Source organism: Sphingopyxis sp. (assembly GCF_050725655.1).
Classification (GTDB): domain Bacteria; phylum Pseudomonadota; class Alphaproteobacteria; order Sphingomonadales; family Sphingomonadaceae; genus Sphingopyxis.
This window is the reverse complement of record NZ_JBOHHT010000053.1, coordinates 41,341-57,615: the sequence shown is the minus strand read 5'-3', so window position 1 is coordinate 57,615 and position 16,275 is coordinate 41,341. Positions and strand designations below refer to the sequence as shown.

12 protein-coding genes are annotated in these 16,275 nt (G+C 64.5%); 7 read left to right on the top strand and 5 right to left on the bottom strand.

The features are described 5' to 3' along the window. The first annotated feature begins 37 nt into the window (after window positions 1-37). Together gltX and ACREBX_RS07085 are read left to right on the top strand one after the other, a co-directional pair. On the top strand, window positions 38-1,519 hold the full coding sequence (gene gltX, locus ACREBX_RS07090) for a glutamate--tRNA ligase (RefSeq protein WP_431561046.1): 1,482 nt from the start codon (window positions 38-40) through the stop codon (window positions 1,517-1,519). Window positions 1,520-1,557: 38 nt separating this feature from the next. Next, on the top strand, window positions 1,558-2,841 hold the full coding sequence (locus ACREBX_RS07085) for a citrate synthase (RefSeq protein ID WP_431561045.1): 1,284 nt from the start codon (window positions 1,558-1,560) through the stop codon (window positions 2,839-2,841). 57 nt (window positions 2,842-2,898) lie between these two features. Here ACREBX_RS07085 and ACREBX_RS07080 read toward each other — a convergent pair whose 3' ends face one another. Genes ACREBX_RS07080 through ACREBX_RS07070 form a run of 3 tightly spaced genes read right to left on the bottom strand, consistent with a single transcriptional unit; the run spans window position 2,899 to window position 6,431 of the window. Then, the gene (locus ACREBX_RS07080; protein ID WP_431561044.1) at window positions 2,899-4,266 is read right to left on the bottom strand and encodes a sensor histidine kinase; all 1,368 of its coding nucleotides are present in this window, start codon (window positions 4,264-4,266) and stop codon (window positions 2,899-2,901) included. Next, window positions 4,259-5,158: a hypothetical protein gene (locus ACREBX_RS07075; RefSeq protein WP_431561043.1), complete on the bottom strand. Its 900-nt coding sequence runs from the start codon at window positions 5,156-5,158 to the stop codon at window positions 4,259-4,261. Before ACREBX_RS07075 ends, ACREBX_RS07080 begins: the two co-directional genes overlap by 8 nt. A gap of 58 nt (window positions 5,159-5,216) precedes the next feature. Beyond that, window positions 5,217-6,431 (bottom strand): hypothetical protein, encoded by a 1,215-nt coding sequence (locus ACREBX_RS07070; protein WP_431561042.1) that lies wholly within the window; start codon window positions 6,429-6,431, stop codon window positions 5,217-5,219. A 304-nt stretch (window positions 6,432-6,735) separates the two neighbouring features. On the opposite strand from ACREBX_RS07070, the gene gyrA reads away from it, so the two are divergent. The 3 genes from gyrA (at window position 6,736) to ACREBX_RS07055 (ending at window position 11,924) form a co-directional block, all read left to right on the top strand. After that, window positions 6,736-9,399 carry a DNA gyrase subunit A gene (gene gyrA, locus ACREBX_RS07065; RefSeq protein WP_431561160.1) on the top strand — a complete coding sequence of 888 codons (2,664 nt, stop codon included), beginning with the start codon at window positions 6,736-6,738 and terminating at the stop codon, window positions 9,397-9,399. Continuing rightward, a complete protein-coding gene (locus ACREBX_RS07060) occupies window positions 9,396-9,707 on the top strand; it encodes a DUF952 domain-containing protein (protein WP_431561041.1) in 312 nt (103 codons plus the stop codon). Before gyrA ends, ACREBX_RS07060 begins: the two co-directional genes overlap by 4 nt. A gap of 147 nt (window positions 9,708-9,854) precedes the next feature. Continuing rightward, complete coding sequence (locus ACREBX_RS07055; RefSeq protein ID WP_431561040.1) at window positions 9,855-11,924, top strand: amidohydrolase family protein; 2,070 nt, start codon at window positions 9,855-9,857, stop codon at window positions 11,922-11,924. A 28-nt stretch (window positions 11,925-11,952) separates the two neighbouring features. On the opposite strand, the gene ACREBX_RS07050 is transcribed toward ACREBX_RS07055, so the two are convergent. Both ACREBX_RS07050 and ACREBX_RS07045 read right to left on the bottom strand, forming a co-directional pair. Continuing rightward, window positions 11,953-12,414 carry a MaoC family dehydratase gene (locus ACREBX_RS07050; protein ID WP_431561039.1) on the bottom strand — a complete coding sequence of 154 codons (462 nt, stop codon included), beginning with the start codon at window positions 12,412-12,414 and terminating at the stop codon, window positions 11,953-11,955. Window positions 12,415-12,539: 125 nt separating this feature from the next. Beyond that, entirely contained in the window at window positions 12,540-13,100 is a 561-nt protein-coding gene (locus ACREBX_RS07045) for a peroxiredoxin (protein ID WP_431561038.1), read from the bottom strand. Between the two features lie 261 nt (window positions 13,101-13,361). On the opposite strand from ACREBX_RS07045, the gene ACREBX_RS07040 reads away from it, so the two are divergent. Further along, entirely contained in the window at window positions 13,362-15,152 is a 1,791-nt protein-coding gene (locus tag ACREBX_RS07040) for a DUF885 domain-containing protein (RefSeq protein ID WP_431561037.1), read from the top strand. 31 nt (window positions 15,153-15,183) lie between these two features. Then, the gene (locus ACREBX_RS07035; protein WP_431561036.1) at window positions 15,184-16,029 is read left to right on the top strand and encodes a TauD/TfdA dioxygenase family protein; all 846 of its coding nucleotides are present in this window, start codon (window positions 15,184-15,186) and stop codon (window positions 16,027-16,029) included. Window positions 16,030-16,275 lie beyond the last annotated feature (246 nt).

The window sequence follows — 16,275 nt, the reverse complement described above, 5'->3', positions numbered from 1 at the left end:
GCCCAGAATAGCGGCAAATTGAGTGAAAGAGGCCATAGTGGCAACCGAAAACCAAACCAAAGTGGCAGAAGCGACCTCCGAGGCAACCGGCGCCAGTGTGGTGACGCGTTTTGCCCCCTCGCCGACCGGTTTCCTGCACATTGGCGGCGCGCGCACCGCATTGTTCAATTGGCTGTTCGCGCGGCATCACGGCGGGAAATTCCTGCTGCGCATCGAAGACACCGACCGTGCGCGTTCGACCAACGCAGCGATCGACGCGATCATCGACGGGATGCAGTGGCTCGACCTCGATTGGGACGGCGAGACGGTGTTCCAGTTCGCGCGCGCGCCGCGCCATGCCGAGGTTGCGGCGGAACTGCTCGCGAAAGGCGAAGCCTATCGCTGCTACCTGACGCAGGACGAACTCGCCGCGATGCGCGCCGAGGCGCAGGAAAAACGCCTGCCCTTCCGTGTCCGCAGCCCTTGGCGCGACCGCGACGACGGCGATCCGTCGGTGCCGCACGTCATTCGTCTGCGCGCGCCGCAGGATGGCGCGGCAACCATCGCCGACAAGGTTCAGGGCGACGTGACCGTCCAGAACGCCGAGCTCGACGATTTTGTCCTGCTGCGCAGCGACGGCACGCCGACCTATATGCTCAGCGTCGTTGTCGATGATAATGATATGGGTGTGACGCACGTTATCCGCGGCGACGACCATCTCAACAACGCGTTCCGCCAACTCGCGCTGATCCGGTCCCTGAAAGAAACGGGGGGGAACTGGCGCGAGCCCATTTATGCGCATGTTCCCCTCATCCACGGTGCCGACGGCGCGAAGCTGTCGAAGCGCCACGGCGCGCTCGGGGTCGACGCGTACCGCGACGAAATGGGTTATCTGCCCGAAGCGGTGAACAACTATCTTCTCCGGCTCGGCTGGGGCCATGGCGACGACGAAATTATCGGCCGCGCGCAGGCGACCGAGTGGTTCGACCTCGCGCATGTCGGCCGTTCGCCGTCGCGCTTCGATTTCAAAAAGCTCGAGAATCTGAACGGCCATTATCTTCGCGAGGCCGACGATGCCCGGCTCGCCGGCCTGGTCGCGCCGCGGGTTGAAAAGCTTGTCGGCCGTCCGCTCGACGGCCTCGATCGCGATCTGCTGACGCGCGCAATGGACTCGCTGAAACCGCGCGCCAAGACCCTCGACGAAATCGCCGATGGCGCGATTTTCCTGTTCCAGCCGGACCCGTTGCCGGTGGACGAAAAGGCGGCCGAGGTGCTAAAGGGTTCGCCCGAAGGTCTGCTTGCCGCGGTGACAGAACGGCTGCGCGGGCTGAACGACTGGACAATAGAAGAGCTGGATGCGGCCGTGCGCGCCGAAGCCGAAGCCGCCGAACTGGGGCTCGGTAAATTGGCGCAACCCCTACGCGCTGCACTAACCGGCCGAACCATTTCCCCGGGAATTTTCGACGTGCTGCTGTTGCTTGGACGAGATGTCAGTCTGGCCCGACTTGACGCAGCGCAACATTATCCGGCAGGGGCGTAGCCACTCTCTCTCCCCGCCGTCAGTACAGGGAACAAAATATGACCGACACTGCGAAAATCACGCTGGGCGACACGACCGTCGACAGCCCTGTCCTGTCGGGCACCGTCGGCCCCGACGTCGTCGATATCCGCAAATTCTACGCCCAGACCGGCGCCTTCACCTATGATCCGGGTTTCACATCGACCGCGAGCTGCGAATCGCAGATCACCTATATCGATGGCGACGAGGGTGTCTTGCTCCACCGCGGCTACGCGATCGGCGACCTTGCCGAACATTCGAGCTTCATGGAAACCTGCTACCTGCTGCTCAACGGCGAACTGCCGAATGCGCAGGAACTGGCCGATTTCGACAATACGATCACGCGCCACACAATGCTGCACGAACAGCTCGCGACCTTCTATCGTGGCTTCCGCCGCGACGCGCATCCGATGGCGGTCATGTGCGGCGTCGTCGGCGCATTGAGCGCTTTTTATCATGACTCGACCGAGATTCACGATCCGCACCAGCGGATGATCGCCAGCCACCGCCTGATCGCCAAAATGCCGACGATCGCCGCGATGGCGTATAAATATTCGGTCGGCCAGCCCTTCGTCTATCCCGACAATTCGCTGAGCTACACCGGCAATTTCCTGCGCATGACCTTCGGCGTGCCCGCGGAGCCCTATGAGGTGAACCCGGTCGTCGAACGCGCGCTCGACCGCATCTTCATCCTCCACGCCGATCACGAGCAGAATGCATCAACCTCGACCGTTCGTCTCGCGGGTTCGTCGGGCGCCAATCCCTTCGCGTGCATCGCGGCGGGCATTGCCTGCCTGTGGGGTCCCGCGCACGGCGGCGCGAACGAAGCCGCGCTCAACATGCTGCGCGAAATCGGCCGCCCCGAACGCATTCCCGAATATATCGCCCGTGCAAAGGACAAGGACGATCCGTTCCGCCTGATGGGCTTCGGCCACCGCGTCTATAAAAACTACGACCCGCGCGCGACCGTAATGCAGAAGACGGTCCGCGAAGTGTTTGCAGCACTGAAGGTCAACGACCCCGTCTTCGAAGTCGCGCTGCAGCTCGAGGAAATGGCGCTCAACGATCCCTATTTCGTCGAGAAGAAGCTGTTCCCGAACGTCGATTTCTATTCGGGCGTGATCCTGTCGGCGATCGGTTTCCCGACGACGATGTTCACCGCACTCTTCGCCCTCGCCCGCACCGTCGGCTGGGTCGCGCAGTGGAACGAAATGATCTCGGACCCCGCGCAGAAGATCGGCCGTCCGCGCCAGCTCTACACCGGCCCGACGCATCGTCCGTTCGTTTCGGTCGACAAGCGCTAAGCGCTCAAAATCGGAAATTTCGAACGGCGGCGCAGGCGACTGTGCCGCCGTTTCGATTCAGGCGTCGCGCGCGGGCAGGCTCAGCGTAAAGCGCGCGCCCTGCCCCGGTGCGCTGTCGACGGTCAATTCGCCGTCCATCGCACGCGCAAGGCGGCGGGCGATATACAGGCCGAGACCCGAACCGCCGCTGTCGGTGCGACCGAGCCGCTCGAACTTCTCGAACACTACCGCCTGCTGTTCGGCGTCGATGCCCTGCCCCTGGTCGGCGACGGTAACCATCGCGCGGTCGTCCTCACGATCGACGCGGATCCATATCTGCGAATTATCGGGCGAATAGCGGATCGCATTGCCGAGCAGGTTGAGCAGCACCTGCAAAACGCGGCGGAACTCGCCGGTGGCCGGCGCCCGGTCGTCGGTGCGCGGCGCATCGATGCGGATGCCTTTTTCCTCGGCCTTCATGCCGAGCAGGCCGACCGCGCGGCGCGCGAGATCCCCAAGATCGATTTCGTCGCGCGCGGCCTTGAACCCGGGCCGTTCGATATTCTGAAGATCGGCAAGATCGTCGACGAGGCCAAGCAGGTGCCGCCCGGCATGCGCAATATCTCCGGCGTAGCGCGCATAATCGGCGCGGATCGGGCCGTCGAACTGCCCCGAAATCGTTTCCGCCGTCGCGATGATCCGGCTCAGCGGACCGCGCAGCGCGCCATCGATACGGCGGCCGAATTGCGGATCGGACAGCGGTAACGATCCGAACGCCGGATCGACGAACGTTCCGCCCCCCTTTGGCTCGGCGGGCACTTGCTCATCGGCGACGACCGCGAGCCCACGGAAACCCGTGAAACGCCCCATTGCGTCGAACAAGGCTTCGCCCGACAACGTCATCGCGATACCCGCTGCCCGCACGCGCTGGCTTTCAAAGCGCGACTGGCGCGCCAAAGCACGCAAGACTGGAAAGCGCCCCTCTTCGTCGGGCTGGAGTTCGAAAAGTTCCGACAGCGAGCGGCCTTCCCAGCCGTCGGGAATGGCGGGCGCATCGGGCGCGGCGTGCAGCGCGACCAGGCGCAACTGCTGGTCGCATTCCCACGTCCAGCTTTGCGGTACGGCGGCGCCGTCGGCAATCACGGGCATCTGCGGCTGCGTCACCGGGCGTGTACGCCAGTCGCTGATCTCGAGACTTGCTCCGTCGGCATCGGGCGTGATGCGGACGAGCGCGTGGATGTCGCTATGATCGTCGGCGGCATATAGCGGCCGGCTGATATCGCGGTGAAGCTGCTGCGCCAACGCAACGAGCCGTGCGAGATGCGGCAGCGCGAGCGGCTTATCGAGCCCCGCGCCCGCACGCTGTTGCAGGCGCAACAATGGTGCATCGGCGCGGACCAGCGCCCCCGTCCGGTCGACCCGGCCCCGGATGATGCGCTCACTCATCGCTGCTCACATCGGCCACCGCACGCGCGGGCAGCATCACCAGCGAGACCTCAAGCGGCGCCAGCGCCGCATGATCGAGACGCAGCGGAGCGAGCAGCAAAGGCAGTGCGGCGGTTTCGGCCGTCAGAAGCGTAATCGCCATGTCGTCATAGGCGCGGCGGTTCGCCGACGCGGCGAGAGCGATCAGCGTCGGCCAATTGTGGCGGGCGATCGCCGCGACCGCCGCACCGGGCATCGCAGCCCCCAAAATCTCATAATAGGTCTGTCCGGCCTGCGCCATGCCGGTTTCGTCGGCCTGCCGTTCGATCGCGACGCGCACCGCATCCCCCAGTTCGGCGGCACGTCGCTTGTCCCCGCTCACCTCGGCTAGCCGCCACGCGGCGATATCGAGCAGCAGGGCACGGAAAGTTTCGCCGTCGAGATCGGCGACCGCGAGCGCAGGATTGCCCAGTGCGTCGAAGCGGCGGCGGTCGGCGATCTGCAGCGCAAGATAGGCGCGATCGATATCGGACAGCGGTTCGCTTTCCGCGGGCGCATCGGCTTGTACCGTTTCGGGCTCGGACAGGACCGGCGGCGGGCTGGTTCGCTGGCCCGATTGCTCGCGCCAGCGATGCTCCTCGGCGCGGGCGAAACAAATGCCCGCGAGCCGCGCGGCACACGGCAATCCGCCGCTTAGCCACTCGTTCCACAGGAGGCCCGGATCGATACGGGGATCGAGCCGAGCCGCGACATCAACGACCAGCCGGCGTGCAACGCCCAGCGACAGCGCGCGCTGTTCCTCTGTGAGCCGCCCGGCAGCGGGCGCCGCCAGATAGCTCGCCAACTCGCGCAGGCGCGCCGACAGCGTCGGCGACGGCGGGTCGATGCTGGGAGAGAAGACCGATTCACTCATGCGCATTCGCCAATATCAGAATGGCGTTAATAGGGCTTAAACCTTCAAGGGCTTGGTTTTACCTTGCGTCCGGGCGCCGTGCGAGCCGCAGCCAGAGTAATATCTGGAACAGCGCGAGCAACGGCAGGATCGCAAACATCAGCGGCGCGAACCCAAATAGCAACGCGGGCGCGAGCATGATCCACGCCTGATCGGCGTCGGGAAGCAACCAATGGAATCGCCGGCGGTCGCCCGAATCCTCGTACAGCCAGCGCGCGAGCAGGATCGCCCCGGCGAGGCATGGCGCAAGCGCCGCTTCGGCGACCAGCGGCATGCGATGCGCCGCGCCGGTGAGCGACAGCAGCCAGGGGAAGATCGCGAGCAACACCCAAGCAAAGGTACGGATCACATCGCGAACCCGGTCCTGCGCTGCGCTTTCGGCGCGAAAGGCCGACAGGAACCGCATCGCAGCAAGGCCCAGCCCGCCGAAAATCGCCACCAACGCCCCCGCGGCGGCAAGCCCGCTCGCTGCTAGCACGGCGACGACGATCCAAAGCAGCGCGGTGACATAGGGCAGATAGCGCGCGGTGGCGGGCGATTTGACGAGCAAGGGGCCGGCAAGCCGGATCAGCGGCATCATGATCGACGAACGGCCGAGCCCCATGCCGCCATATTCGACTTGTTGCAGGCTCGACTGTTCGATCAGCGCCGCGGTCGGGCGATCGGCGACGATCGCGATCTCGCCCTGTTCGAACAGGGCGGGCTCGCAATAGAGCCGCCGCGCGCCCGATTGCACCGCGAGCCTGAGCAGCGTCAGCATCATGTCCCACTCGCCGGGCATCGCGGCGAGTTCGGCAACCATCGGTTCCGAAATGCACGCAAGCCCGCCCCAACGCCGGGTCGCGTCGATACGCTCGAACCCTTGCGTCAGCGGCGTATCGCCGGTCACGAGGATCGCCGGCGATCCGGGCCGGGCGATCGCCGCATAATGCGTCCCGCCCGCGCGGAGGCCGTCGGCGACCAGCATGATGCGGTCGTCGGCCTCGACCAGCCCCATCAGGTCGGCCGCGGCCCGTACCGCCGTCACCTTCAGCCCGCGGCGGCGGATGCGGTCGCACGTTGCCAGCAATTCGGCCGGGACCGCACCGACCGCAACCGCGATATGCGTCACGCCGACGTCGGAAAGACGCGCTGCCTGCCGCTCGATCAGCGTCTCGCCCGCCACGGTGACGAGCGCGCGGAGCGACCCGTCGGGCAGCGTTTCGGAAGCGCCGACCAGCGCAATCAGGGCCATCGGCGCCGGGGTTTCTCAGCAGCGGTCATCGGCGCGCAGCTTTAGGGACGACGAAGCGATTGGCAAGCCCCGCGATGGAGCCCGATGACGTCACGCCTTCACGCCATTTTACCACGCTTTACGCGCCATTTCTGCGCGTAAAAAAATGGCGGGAAAATGACCGAATCGCTGGCCTTTCGGCCCGTCATCGGCTAGGCAAAATTCACCTCCCGAAAGAACGAAAAAAGGCCGGGTCTTGACCGAAGAAAATACGCCTACGCCGCCGTCCGAGGACGGCATTTCGCCGATCAATATCGTCGACGAAATGAAGACCTCCTATCTCGATTATGCGATGAGCGTGATCGTCAGCCGCGCGCTCCCCGACGTCCGCGACGGGTTGAAGCCGGTGCATCGCCGCATCCTCTATTCGGCGTATGAAAGCGGCTATGTCGCGGGGCGCCCCTATCGCAAATCGGCGCGTATCGTCGGCGATGTCATGGGTAAATATCACCCGCATGGCGACAGCTCGATCTACGACGCGCTCGCCCGCATGACGCAGGACTGGTCGATGAGCGTCCCGCTCGTCGACGGTCAGGGCAATTTCGGGTCGATGGACCCCGATCCGCCGGCGGCGATGCGTTACACCGAATCGCGCCTCGCCAGGGTCGCGAACACGCTGCTCGGCGATCTCGACAAGGACACCGTCGATTTCCAGCCGAACTATGACGGCTCGGAATCCGAACCGACCGTCCTTCCCGCGCGCTATCCCAACCTGCTCGTTAATGGCGCGGGCGGGATCGCGGTCGGCATGGCGACCAATATTCCGCCGCATAACCTCGGCGAAGTGATCAACGCGACGCTCGCGACGATCGACAATCCTGGAATCACCCTCGACGAATTGATGGAGATCATCCCCGGCCCCGACTTCCCGACCGGGCCATTGATCCTTGGTCAGGGCGGCGCACGCCTTGCTTATGCCACGGGTCGCGGCTCGATCATGATGCGCGCGCGGCATATCGTCGAAGAAGGCCGGGGCGACCGCCAGTCGATCGTCCTCACCGCCATCCCGTTCCAGGTCGGCAAGTCGGGCCTCGTCGAAAAGATCGCCGAAGCCGCGCGCGACAAACGGATCGAGGGTGTCGCCGACATCCGCGACGAATCGAACCGCGAGGGCGTGCGCGTCGTCATCGAGTTGAAGCGCGACGCGACCGCCGAGGTCGTGCTCAACCAGCTGTGGCGCCACACCCCGGCGCAGTCGAGCTTCCCCGCCAACATGCTCGCGATCCGCGGCGGACGCCCCGAAATGATGGGGCTGAAGACGATCCTCGAGGCGTTCATCGCCTTCCGCGAGGAAGTCATCACCCGCCGCTGCAAGTTCGAGCTCGCGAAAGCACGCGACCGCGCGCATATCTTGCTCGGGCTCGTCGTCGCGGTCAGCAATCTCGACGAAGTCGTCCGCATCATCCGCGGCTCGTCCAGCCCGGCGGCTGCGCGCGATGCGCTGTTGACGCGCGAATGGCCGATCGGCGACATCGCGCCCTATATCCGCCTCGTCGAAGCGATCGAGGGCGAGGTCGACGACAGTTCGACCTATCGCCTCTCCGAAGTCCAGGTGAAGGCGATACTCGATCTTCGCCTGCATCGCCTGACCGCGCTGGGCCGCGACGATATCGGAAACGAACTCAAGGAATTGGCGAGCGAGATTGAGGGATTGCTTGAAATCCTCGCCGACCGCGAAAAACTCTATGTCGTGATGCGCGAAGAGCTGATCGCGGTCCGCGACGAGTTCGCCAAGCCGCGCCGGACGCAGCTCGCTCCCGCCGCCGACGGCATCGACGACGAGGATCTGATCGAACGCGAGGAGATGGTCGTCACCGTCACCCTCGATGGCTATATCAAGCGCACCCCGCTCGACACCTTCCGCGCCCAGCGCCGCGGCGGCAAGGGCCGCGCCGGCATGGCGACGAAGGACGAGGATGTCGTCACCGAATTGTTCGTCACCTCGACGCACACCCCGGTGCTGTTCTTCTCGACCTTGGGCAAGGTCTACCGCATGAAGGTATGGCGCCTGCCCGAGGGCGGCCCCGCGACGCGCGGACGCCCGATGATCAACCTGCTGCCGCTCGACAAGGACGAGACGATCTCGACCGTGCTGCCGCTGCCCGAGGACGAGGCCGAATGGGGCAAGCTGCACGTCATGTTCGCAACCGCAAAGGGCAGCGTGCGTCGTAACAGCATGGACGCTTTCACCAACGTGCCCTCGAACGGCAAGATCGCGATGAAGTTCGAAGGCGAGGACGAGGACGACCGGCTGATCGGCGTCGCCTTGCTCGACGAAAGCGACGATGTCCTGCTCGCGACGCGCCAGGGCAAGGCCATCCGCTTTGCCGGCGACGACGTCCGCGAATTCCAGAGCCGCAATTCGACCGGCGTGCGCGGCATGCGCCTTGCGCCGAGCGACGAGGTGATTTCGCTGTCGATCCTCCACCGCGTCGGCACCGATAGCGAAGAGCGCGAAGCCTATCTGCGCGCAGCGCCGTGGAAGGACAATGAAAACGAACCGACGCTCGATGGCGACCGGATGGCCGAACTCGCCGCGCGCGAACAATTCATCCTCACCGTTTGCGCCAACGGTTATGGCAAATTGTCATCCGCCTATGAATATCGCCGCACGGGCCGCGGCGGCCAGGGCATCACCAATATCGACAATATCGCGCGCAACGGCCTTGTCGTCGCCAGCTTCCCTGCCACCAAGGTGCATCAGCTGATGCTGGTGACCGACCAAGCGAAGCTGATCCGCATGGGGCTCGATTCGATGCGCGTCATCGGGCGCGGTTCGGCGGGCGTCCGCCTGTTCGACGTCGCGAAGGACGAGCATGTCGTCTCGGCGGCGCTGATCGAGGAAAGCGACGAGGAAGAGGTCGAAGGCGCTGAAGGCGAAGCAGCGGCCCCCGAGGCCGAGACCTCGACCGAGGCGGCGCCCGAATGACAACCTCGACGGCCTTCAAGGTGCTTACCCAGCAGCAGTGGGCCGATTTCGAGCGCGAACGCGTGTTCCGCGGCGCACCGGTGGATATTGCCGATGGCTATATCCACCTGTCGACCGCCGAACAGCTCGAGACGACGATCGCCAAATATTTCGCAGGTCAGACCGGCCTGATGATCGCCGAGGTAGACCTGATCTGCCTCGGCGATGCGATCCGCTGGGAAGAAGCACGAGGCGGCGCGCTGTTTCCGCACATTTATGCGGAGCTGCCGATGCACGCGGTGGTGGGTTTGCAGAAGCGCGACCAATAATCATCGCCGTTGGGAGCAACGGCTAACACGCGAGCAACGACCATTTTAGTCGAATTGCTGTCCGCGTTGGTCGCATCTTGCTTCGCGCACCGAAATACTCCTACCAGTGTCTGGCTTTGCACCGTCCGCTCATGGGGGAGATAGAAGATGCGCCTCGTTTTGATTGCCGCCCTGCTGGCCTCGGCTGCATCCGGTCCGGTTTACGCGCATGAAACGGCCGTACCGGTCGCGCAATCGAAACCTGTCCCCAAGGAAGAGTTGTTGAAGCCGCCCGCCGACGCGATGCAATATGTGGTCGTGTCCGAAGCCGGCCAGCACGGCAGCCAGTGGCGGTGGCAGCTTCCCGACGGCCGCACCGCCTATCGCTGGTCGCAGGAGCTGCGCGGTTGGATAACCGAGATGGATCAGGTCACGACCTTCGGGCCCGGCGGTACGATCGAGGCGCTGGCCGTTCGCGGCGTCACGACCTCGGGCGACGCCGCCGAAGAGTTTCGCGTCGCGAATGGCCGCGCAACCTGGAAAACGGCGAACGACTCGGGCGAGGCGCCCGCCGGTGGCTGGTACATCCCTGCCGGCGGCGTCGGCATCGCGAACGCCCCGTTGATGGACGCGCTCGCCGCGGCGGGCGACGCCGGGCTGGATTTCCTGCCGAGCGGCAAGGGTCGGATGACCTTCGGCCCGTCACAGACGATCCAGGGGCCCGACGGCCCCAAGAAGGTCCAGCTCGCCTTCGTCAGCGGGATCCTGCCCTCGCCGCTCCCCGTCTGGCTCGATGAGAACAAGCACTATTTCGCCGACATCAGTTACATCTCAGTGATCCCGGCGGGGTATGAGGGGGCGCTGAAACAGCTGCGCAACGCGCAGGAAACTGCTACGGCCAAAGCGGTTGCCGGGATCGCCAAACGCTTCCTTTCGCCCGCCGCGAAAGCCCCGGTGCTGTTCGACAATGTCCAGTTGTTCGACGCCGACAAGGGCGTGTTCCTTCCTGCCCGCGCGGTGCTCGCCCAAGGCGGCAAGATTGCCGCTATCGGCGCCGCCGGATCATTGAAAGCGCCTTCGGGCACACAGGTCATCGACGGGCGCGGCAAGACGCTGGTGCCGGGTATCTGGGACAGCCACCTGCACATCGGCGACGATTGGGACGTGCTCTCGAACATTGCCAACGGGATCACCAGCTTCCGCAGTCCCGGGACGACCTTCGACCGCGCGGTCGAAGCGACCAAGCGCCGCGCCGACGGCAGCTTGCTGATGGGCGAACCGTTCATCTCGGTCATCATCGACAAGAAAGATCCGCTGGCGGCACAGGGCGCCGAAGTGGTCAGCAGCGCCGAAGAGGCCATCGCCGCCGTGCGACGCGTCAAGGCAGCCGGCCTGTGGGGCGTCAAATTCTACACCTCGATGAATCCGGCCTGGATCGCGCCCACCGCCGCCGAAGCGCACCGCCTCGGCCTGCATGTTCACGGTCATGTCCCCGCGACGATGAAGCCGAGCGAAGCCGTCGCCGCGGGCTATGACGAACTCACCCACCTCAATTTCGTGGTGATGGAATCGATGCCACGCGAGGTGATCGACAAGGCCAACACGCGGCAACGCGTGGAGGGGCCGGCGCGCTATTTCAGGGATGTCGACCTCGACGGCCCCGTGATGTCGCGTTTTGTGGCCGACCTTGCGGCCAAGAAAACCCTGGTTGATCCGACGATCGTGATCTTCGAAGGCATGCTCACGCAGGACGGCGGGAAACCGCAACCCGCCTACGCACCCTATATGGGCATCATCTCCCCCGTCCTCGAACGCTCGGTGTTCACCGCCGGCGGCTATCCGCTGGTTGAAGGGCTGACGCGCGACGATTATCGCAAGAGCTATGCGAAAATGGTCGAGCTCGTCGGCCGGCTGCACAAGGCGGGCGTGCCCATAGTCGCCGGCACCGACGGCTGGGGGATCGAACTCGTCCGCGAACTCGAAATCTACCGGCAGGCCGGGTTCAGCCCCGCCGAAGCACTCCAGAGCGCGACCATTGTCCCCGCCCGCGTCGTCGGCGCCGACAAGCGCACGGGCTCGATCGCGGTGGGCAAGGAAGCCGATATGGTACTGGTCGACGGCGACCCTTCGACAGACCTCGGCGCGCTCCGCCGTGTCGTGACGGTTGTTAGCGATGGCTATGTCATGGACGCAGCCGAGCTTCGAAAAGCCGCGGGCTACAGCGGTGCGCCGAAGTAGACGATCTGCTTCCAGCCAAGCCGGGAAATTATCTATCGAGGTTGGGCCGAGCCGGCATTTGCATCAGGTTGATGAACGACATCACGACTGCGTCATCCTGATTGGTGACGGTCATTCGCATGGTGAGCACGCCGCGATCCGGCTTGCTTTTGGAGCGCGCGATGTCGACGATCTCGCGCGTGATGCGAAGCACGTCGCCCGGCCGCACAGCCAGACGCCATTGCAAATCATCGATTTTAAGACCCAGAAGCGGGGTATCTCCGAACGGCGCGGTTTCGACAAAATCGCGCATCACGACCGCGGCGACGTGCCAACCGCTGGCAATGATGCCGCCAAAACGACCGCTCGCCGCGGCTGCGGTGTCGATGTGCATCGGCTGCGGATCATATTCGCCCGCAAAGCGAATGATATCTGCCTCGGTCATCTCGATCGGGCCGCTATGCCATAGCTGGCCGACCTGCAGATCATTCAGAAAGACTGTTTTCGACATCGGGCCTCCATTGGTGCCCCGCGCAGGTGCTGCGCGGGGCACCGGTCGCGAGGATTTTCGCGGCGGCCCCTGTAGTCGATGCGCGTGCCGGCTTCAATCGGGCAGACGAGGCACTGAATGGCGGATCAGCGCTGCCGGGCTTTCCACGCGCGAACCGCCGCCATCGTCTTTTCGACATGGGCCTGTGGCTTGCTGTCGGTGTAGCTCAGCAGGATGGTCCCGTTCGGCGCGATAACGAACGACGTCCGGTTGGAGATCGCCGGCTGGTTCGGGCGCTGAAGGACGGTATCGTACTTTGCCGCGACCGTTGCCCCCGGATCGGCTGCGACGGCAAATTTGTCGCGGCATTCCGATTTGGAAAATTCCGCGACGCGTTCGATGTTGCCGGCAGTGACGCCGACGACGCGCGCGCCCAGCCGGTTGAAGTCGTCGCTCGATTCGGCAAACAGATGGGCTTCCATCGTGCAGCCCGGGGTAAAGGCGGCGGGAAAGAAATAGAGCACAACCGGCCCTTTCTTCAGCGTCTGCTTCAGCGACAGGACGAAAGGTTTGCCGCCCTGCGCGGCGTTCAGGGTGAAGTCGGGTGCTTTCGCCCCCTGCTGGAGGGCAGCGATACCCTGCGCCGGAATCGCCGCAATCGACAGGCCAAGGCCAAACGACATCGCAATCTTCATCAGGGTTTTCATCTGTGGTTCTCCAGCTTGGACATGGGAACACGTCCATGTTCGCCGGCATGTGCAAAAGTTGCGGCGCCGGATCAGGATGATGAAAAAATATGGCGGCGTCTACATCGATCGTCCGCGCTACGCGGTCGCTCAAAAATAGCCCGGCCGTTACCGGCCAAATTTGGCCTTGGCCGCAGCACGCCAATCGCGTTACCGATGATTCTGAAAAAACAGAGAAAAGATAAAAAGGGTCCGATGCAGCTATCACGACGGGAATTCTCATTGGCTCTGGCGACGAGCCTTGTTGCGGCACCGGCGGCGCGCGCGACGGCCAAGGGCGGCTCGGGCGATGCGGCGCTCACCGCCTTTCTCGACGCGGCCTTCGAGGCCGAGATCGCGCTCGATCCCGAACAGCTGACGCAACTCGGCCGCAAGGAACAGCAGGACCGGTTTACCGACCCCAGCGATGCGGCGGCGGCGGCACGGCTCAAGTGGCGCCGGGACAATGTTGCTGCGATGAAGCGCCAATTCGATCGCGCGAGCCTCGGCGATGACGCGCGGGTCTCCTATGACATGTGGGTGCTCGAACTCGATCGCGCCGAGGCGTCGACGAAATGGCGCGGGCATAATTATATCTTCGACCGCAACGGTCCGCACACCGGACTGCCGAACTTCCTGATCAACCAGCACCGTGTCGATACGCCGGATGACATGGATGCATATATCGCGCGGGTCACCGCGCTCGGCCCGACGCTCGACATCTATCTTGATCGCGCAAAAGCATCGGCGGCGAAGGGCGTACGCATGCCCGGCTTCGCCTATGACCAGTCGATCGAACTCGTCGGGCGCCTCATCGCCGGGGCGCCGTTCGACGGTGGCGCGGACAATGCGCTGTTCGCGGATGCCAAGACAAAGGTGACGGGCCTGGTAACCGCCGGAAAAATCGACGCCGCCGCTGCCGATCGCTACACCGCGCAAGCCGCAGCCGCGATGACCGGATCGATGAAGCCCGCCTACGACCGGCTTCGCGCCTGGCTCACCGCCGACCGCGCCAGGGCATCGGCCGAACCGCGCGGCGCGGGGGCGCTGCCCGATGGCGCGGCCTATTATAATGCGATGCTGCGGCTGCAGACGACGACCGACATGACCGCCGACGAAATCCACGCGCTCGGCCTGTCCGAAGTCGCGCGCATCCGCGCCGAGATGGCGGCGCTGAAGACGAAGATCGGCTTTGAAGGAAAGCTTGAGGATTTCTTCGTCTTCCTGCGCAGCGACGACCGCTTCTACGTCGCGAACGACGATGTCGGTCGCGCGATCTATCTCAAGAAGGCCGAGGATTATCTTGCCGGCATGCGCGCGCGGCTGCCCGAACAATTCGGGCGGCTGCCCAAGGCCGACCTGATCGTCAAGCGCGTCGAGACGTTTCGCGAAGAGCCAGGCGGTGCGGCGCACTACTCGTCGGCGGCGCTCGACGGGTCGCGGCCGGGCATCTTCTATGTCCATCTCGCCGACACACGCGCGACGCCGACCTATGAAATCGAGGGCACCGTCTATCACGAGGGCCTGCCTGGCCATCATATGCAGATCGCGCTCGCGCAGGAGATGACCGGCACGCCCGAGTTCCGGAAGAATTATTTCTATGGCGCCTACGGCGAGGGCTGGGCGCTCTATGTCGAGCGGCTCTCGAAAGAGATGGGTTTCTACACCGATCCCTACAGCGATTTCGGCCGGCTGGGGCGCGAGATCTGGCGCGCCATACGCTTGGTCGTCGATACCGGCATCCACGCCAAGGGATGGAGCGAGGACGAGGCGCTTGCCTTCTACACCGCCAATTCGCCGCAGCCGATCGCCAAGATCCGCTCCGAAATCCGCCGCTATTTCGTCACTCCGGGGCAGGCGACCTCGTACAAGGTCGGAATGCAACGCATCCTCGCACTACGCGACCGGGCGCGGGCGGCCCTGGGCGCACGATACGACCAGCGCATGTTTCACGAGATCATCCTTGGCCGGGGTTCGGTCCCGCTGCCGGTGCTCGAAGCGCAGATCGACCGCTGGATCGCCGCGCCCGATTGACCACGCCCCCCGATCGGCGCACCATCTGGCGATGACGCTCATCATCACCCTCAGCGGTCAGGCGTGCGGCGCGCGCGTGACCGGCGTCGACCTGACGCAGCCGCTCACCCCCGAAACCATTGCCGAAATCCGCTCGGCATGGCTCGATCATCATGTCCTGGCCTTTCCTGAACAGAAGATGCGCGAGGGCGATCTCGAGCGTTTTACCGGCTATTTCGGCGGGTTCGGCGACGACCCGTTCATCCGCCCGATCCCGGGTCACGAGCATATTATCGCAGTGAAGCGCAAGGCCGACGAGACCGCGCCGCTTTTCGCCGAAAACTGGCACAGCGACTGGAGTTTTCAGGCGCGGCCGCCGGCGGGCACTTGCCTGTTCGGCATCTCCATCCCGCCGGTCGGCGGCAACACCGAGTTTTCGAACCAGCACGCCGCGCTGGACGCGATGCCCGCCGACCTTTGCGCGCGCATCGAGGGGCTGCAGGCGATCCACAGCGCCCGCGCCGGCTACGCCCCATCGGGTATGTACGGCGCGAACGACAGGGATCGCAGCATGGACATCCGTTCGGGCGACGAAGCGCTCGACACACAGCTTCACCCGTTCGTCCGCGCACATCCCGAGACGGGTCGCCTGGGGCTATTCGGCTGCGCGGGCTACATCATCGGCTTCGACGGGCTCGACGATGTCGAGGGCCTGCCCCTTCTCTACGAACTGATCCAGTGGCAGGGGCGCGAGCAGTTTCGTTACAGCCACATATGGGAACCCGACATGCTGATCATGTGGGACAATCGCTCGGTACTTCATCGCGCGACCGGCGGCTACGACGGCCACGATCGCCTGCTCCACCGCACGACGATTGCGGCGTGGGACGGCGTCTGAAGACCCTCCCGAAGCCATCGTATGTACCCGCACGCAGCCCCGACGGTGGGGCCGCGACAATATGCTGTCCTACAAAATGACGACATGCTTCATACTGCCCGATGACCGTTCGGATATCACTCCGCTTGCACCGCATCGCGCAATCCGCGACCCCGCGCAGTGCGGCTTTTAAAGCGACAAAGGAGACAATCTCGCGGCTTACATGCGAGTCTTTTGTCGCCTTAAGCGGGCTGGATCGAAATCGGG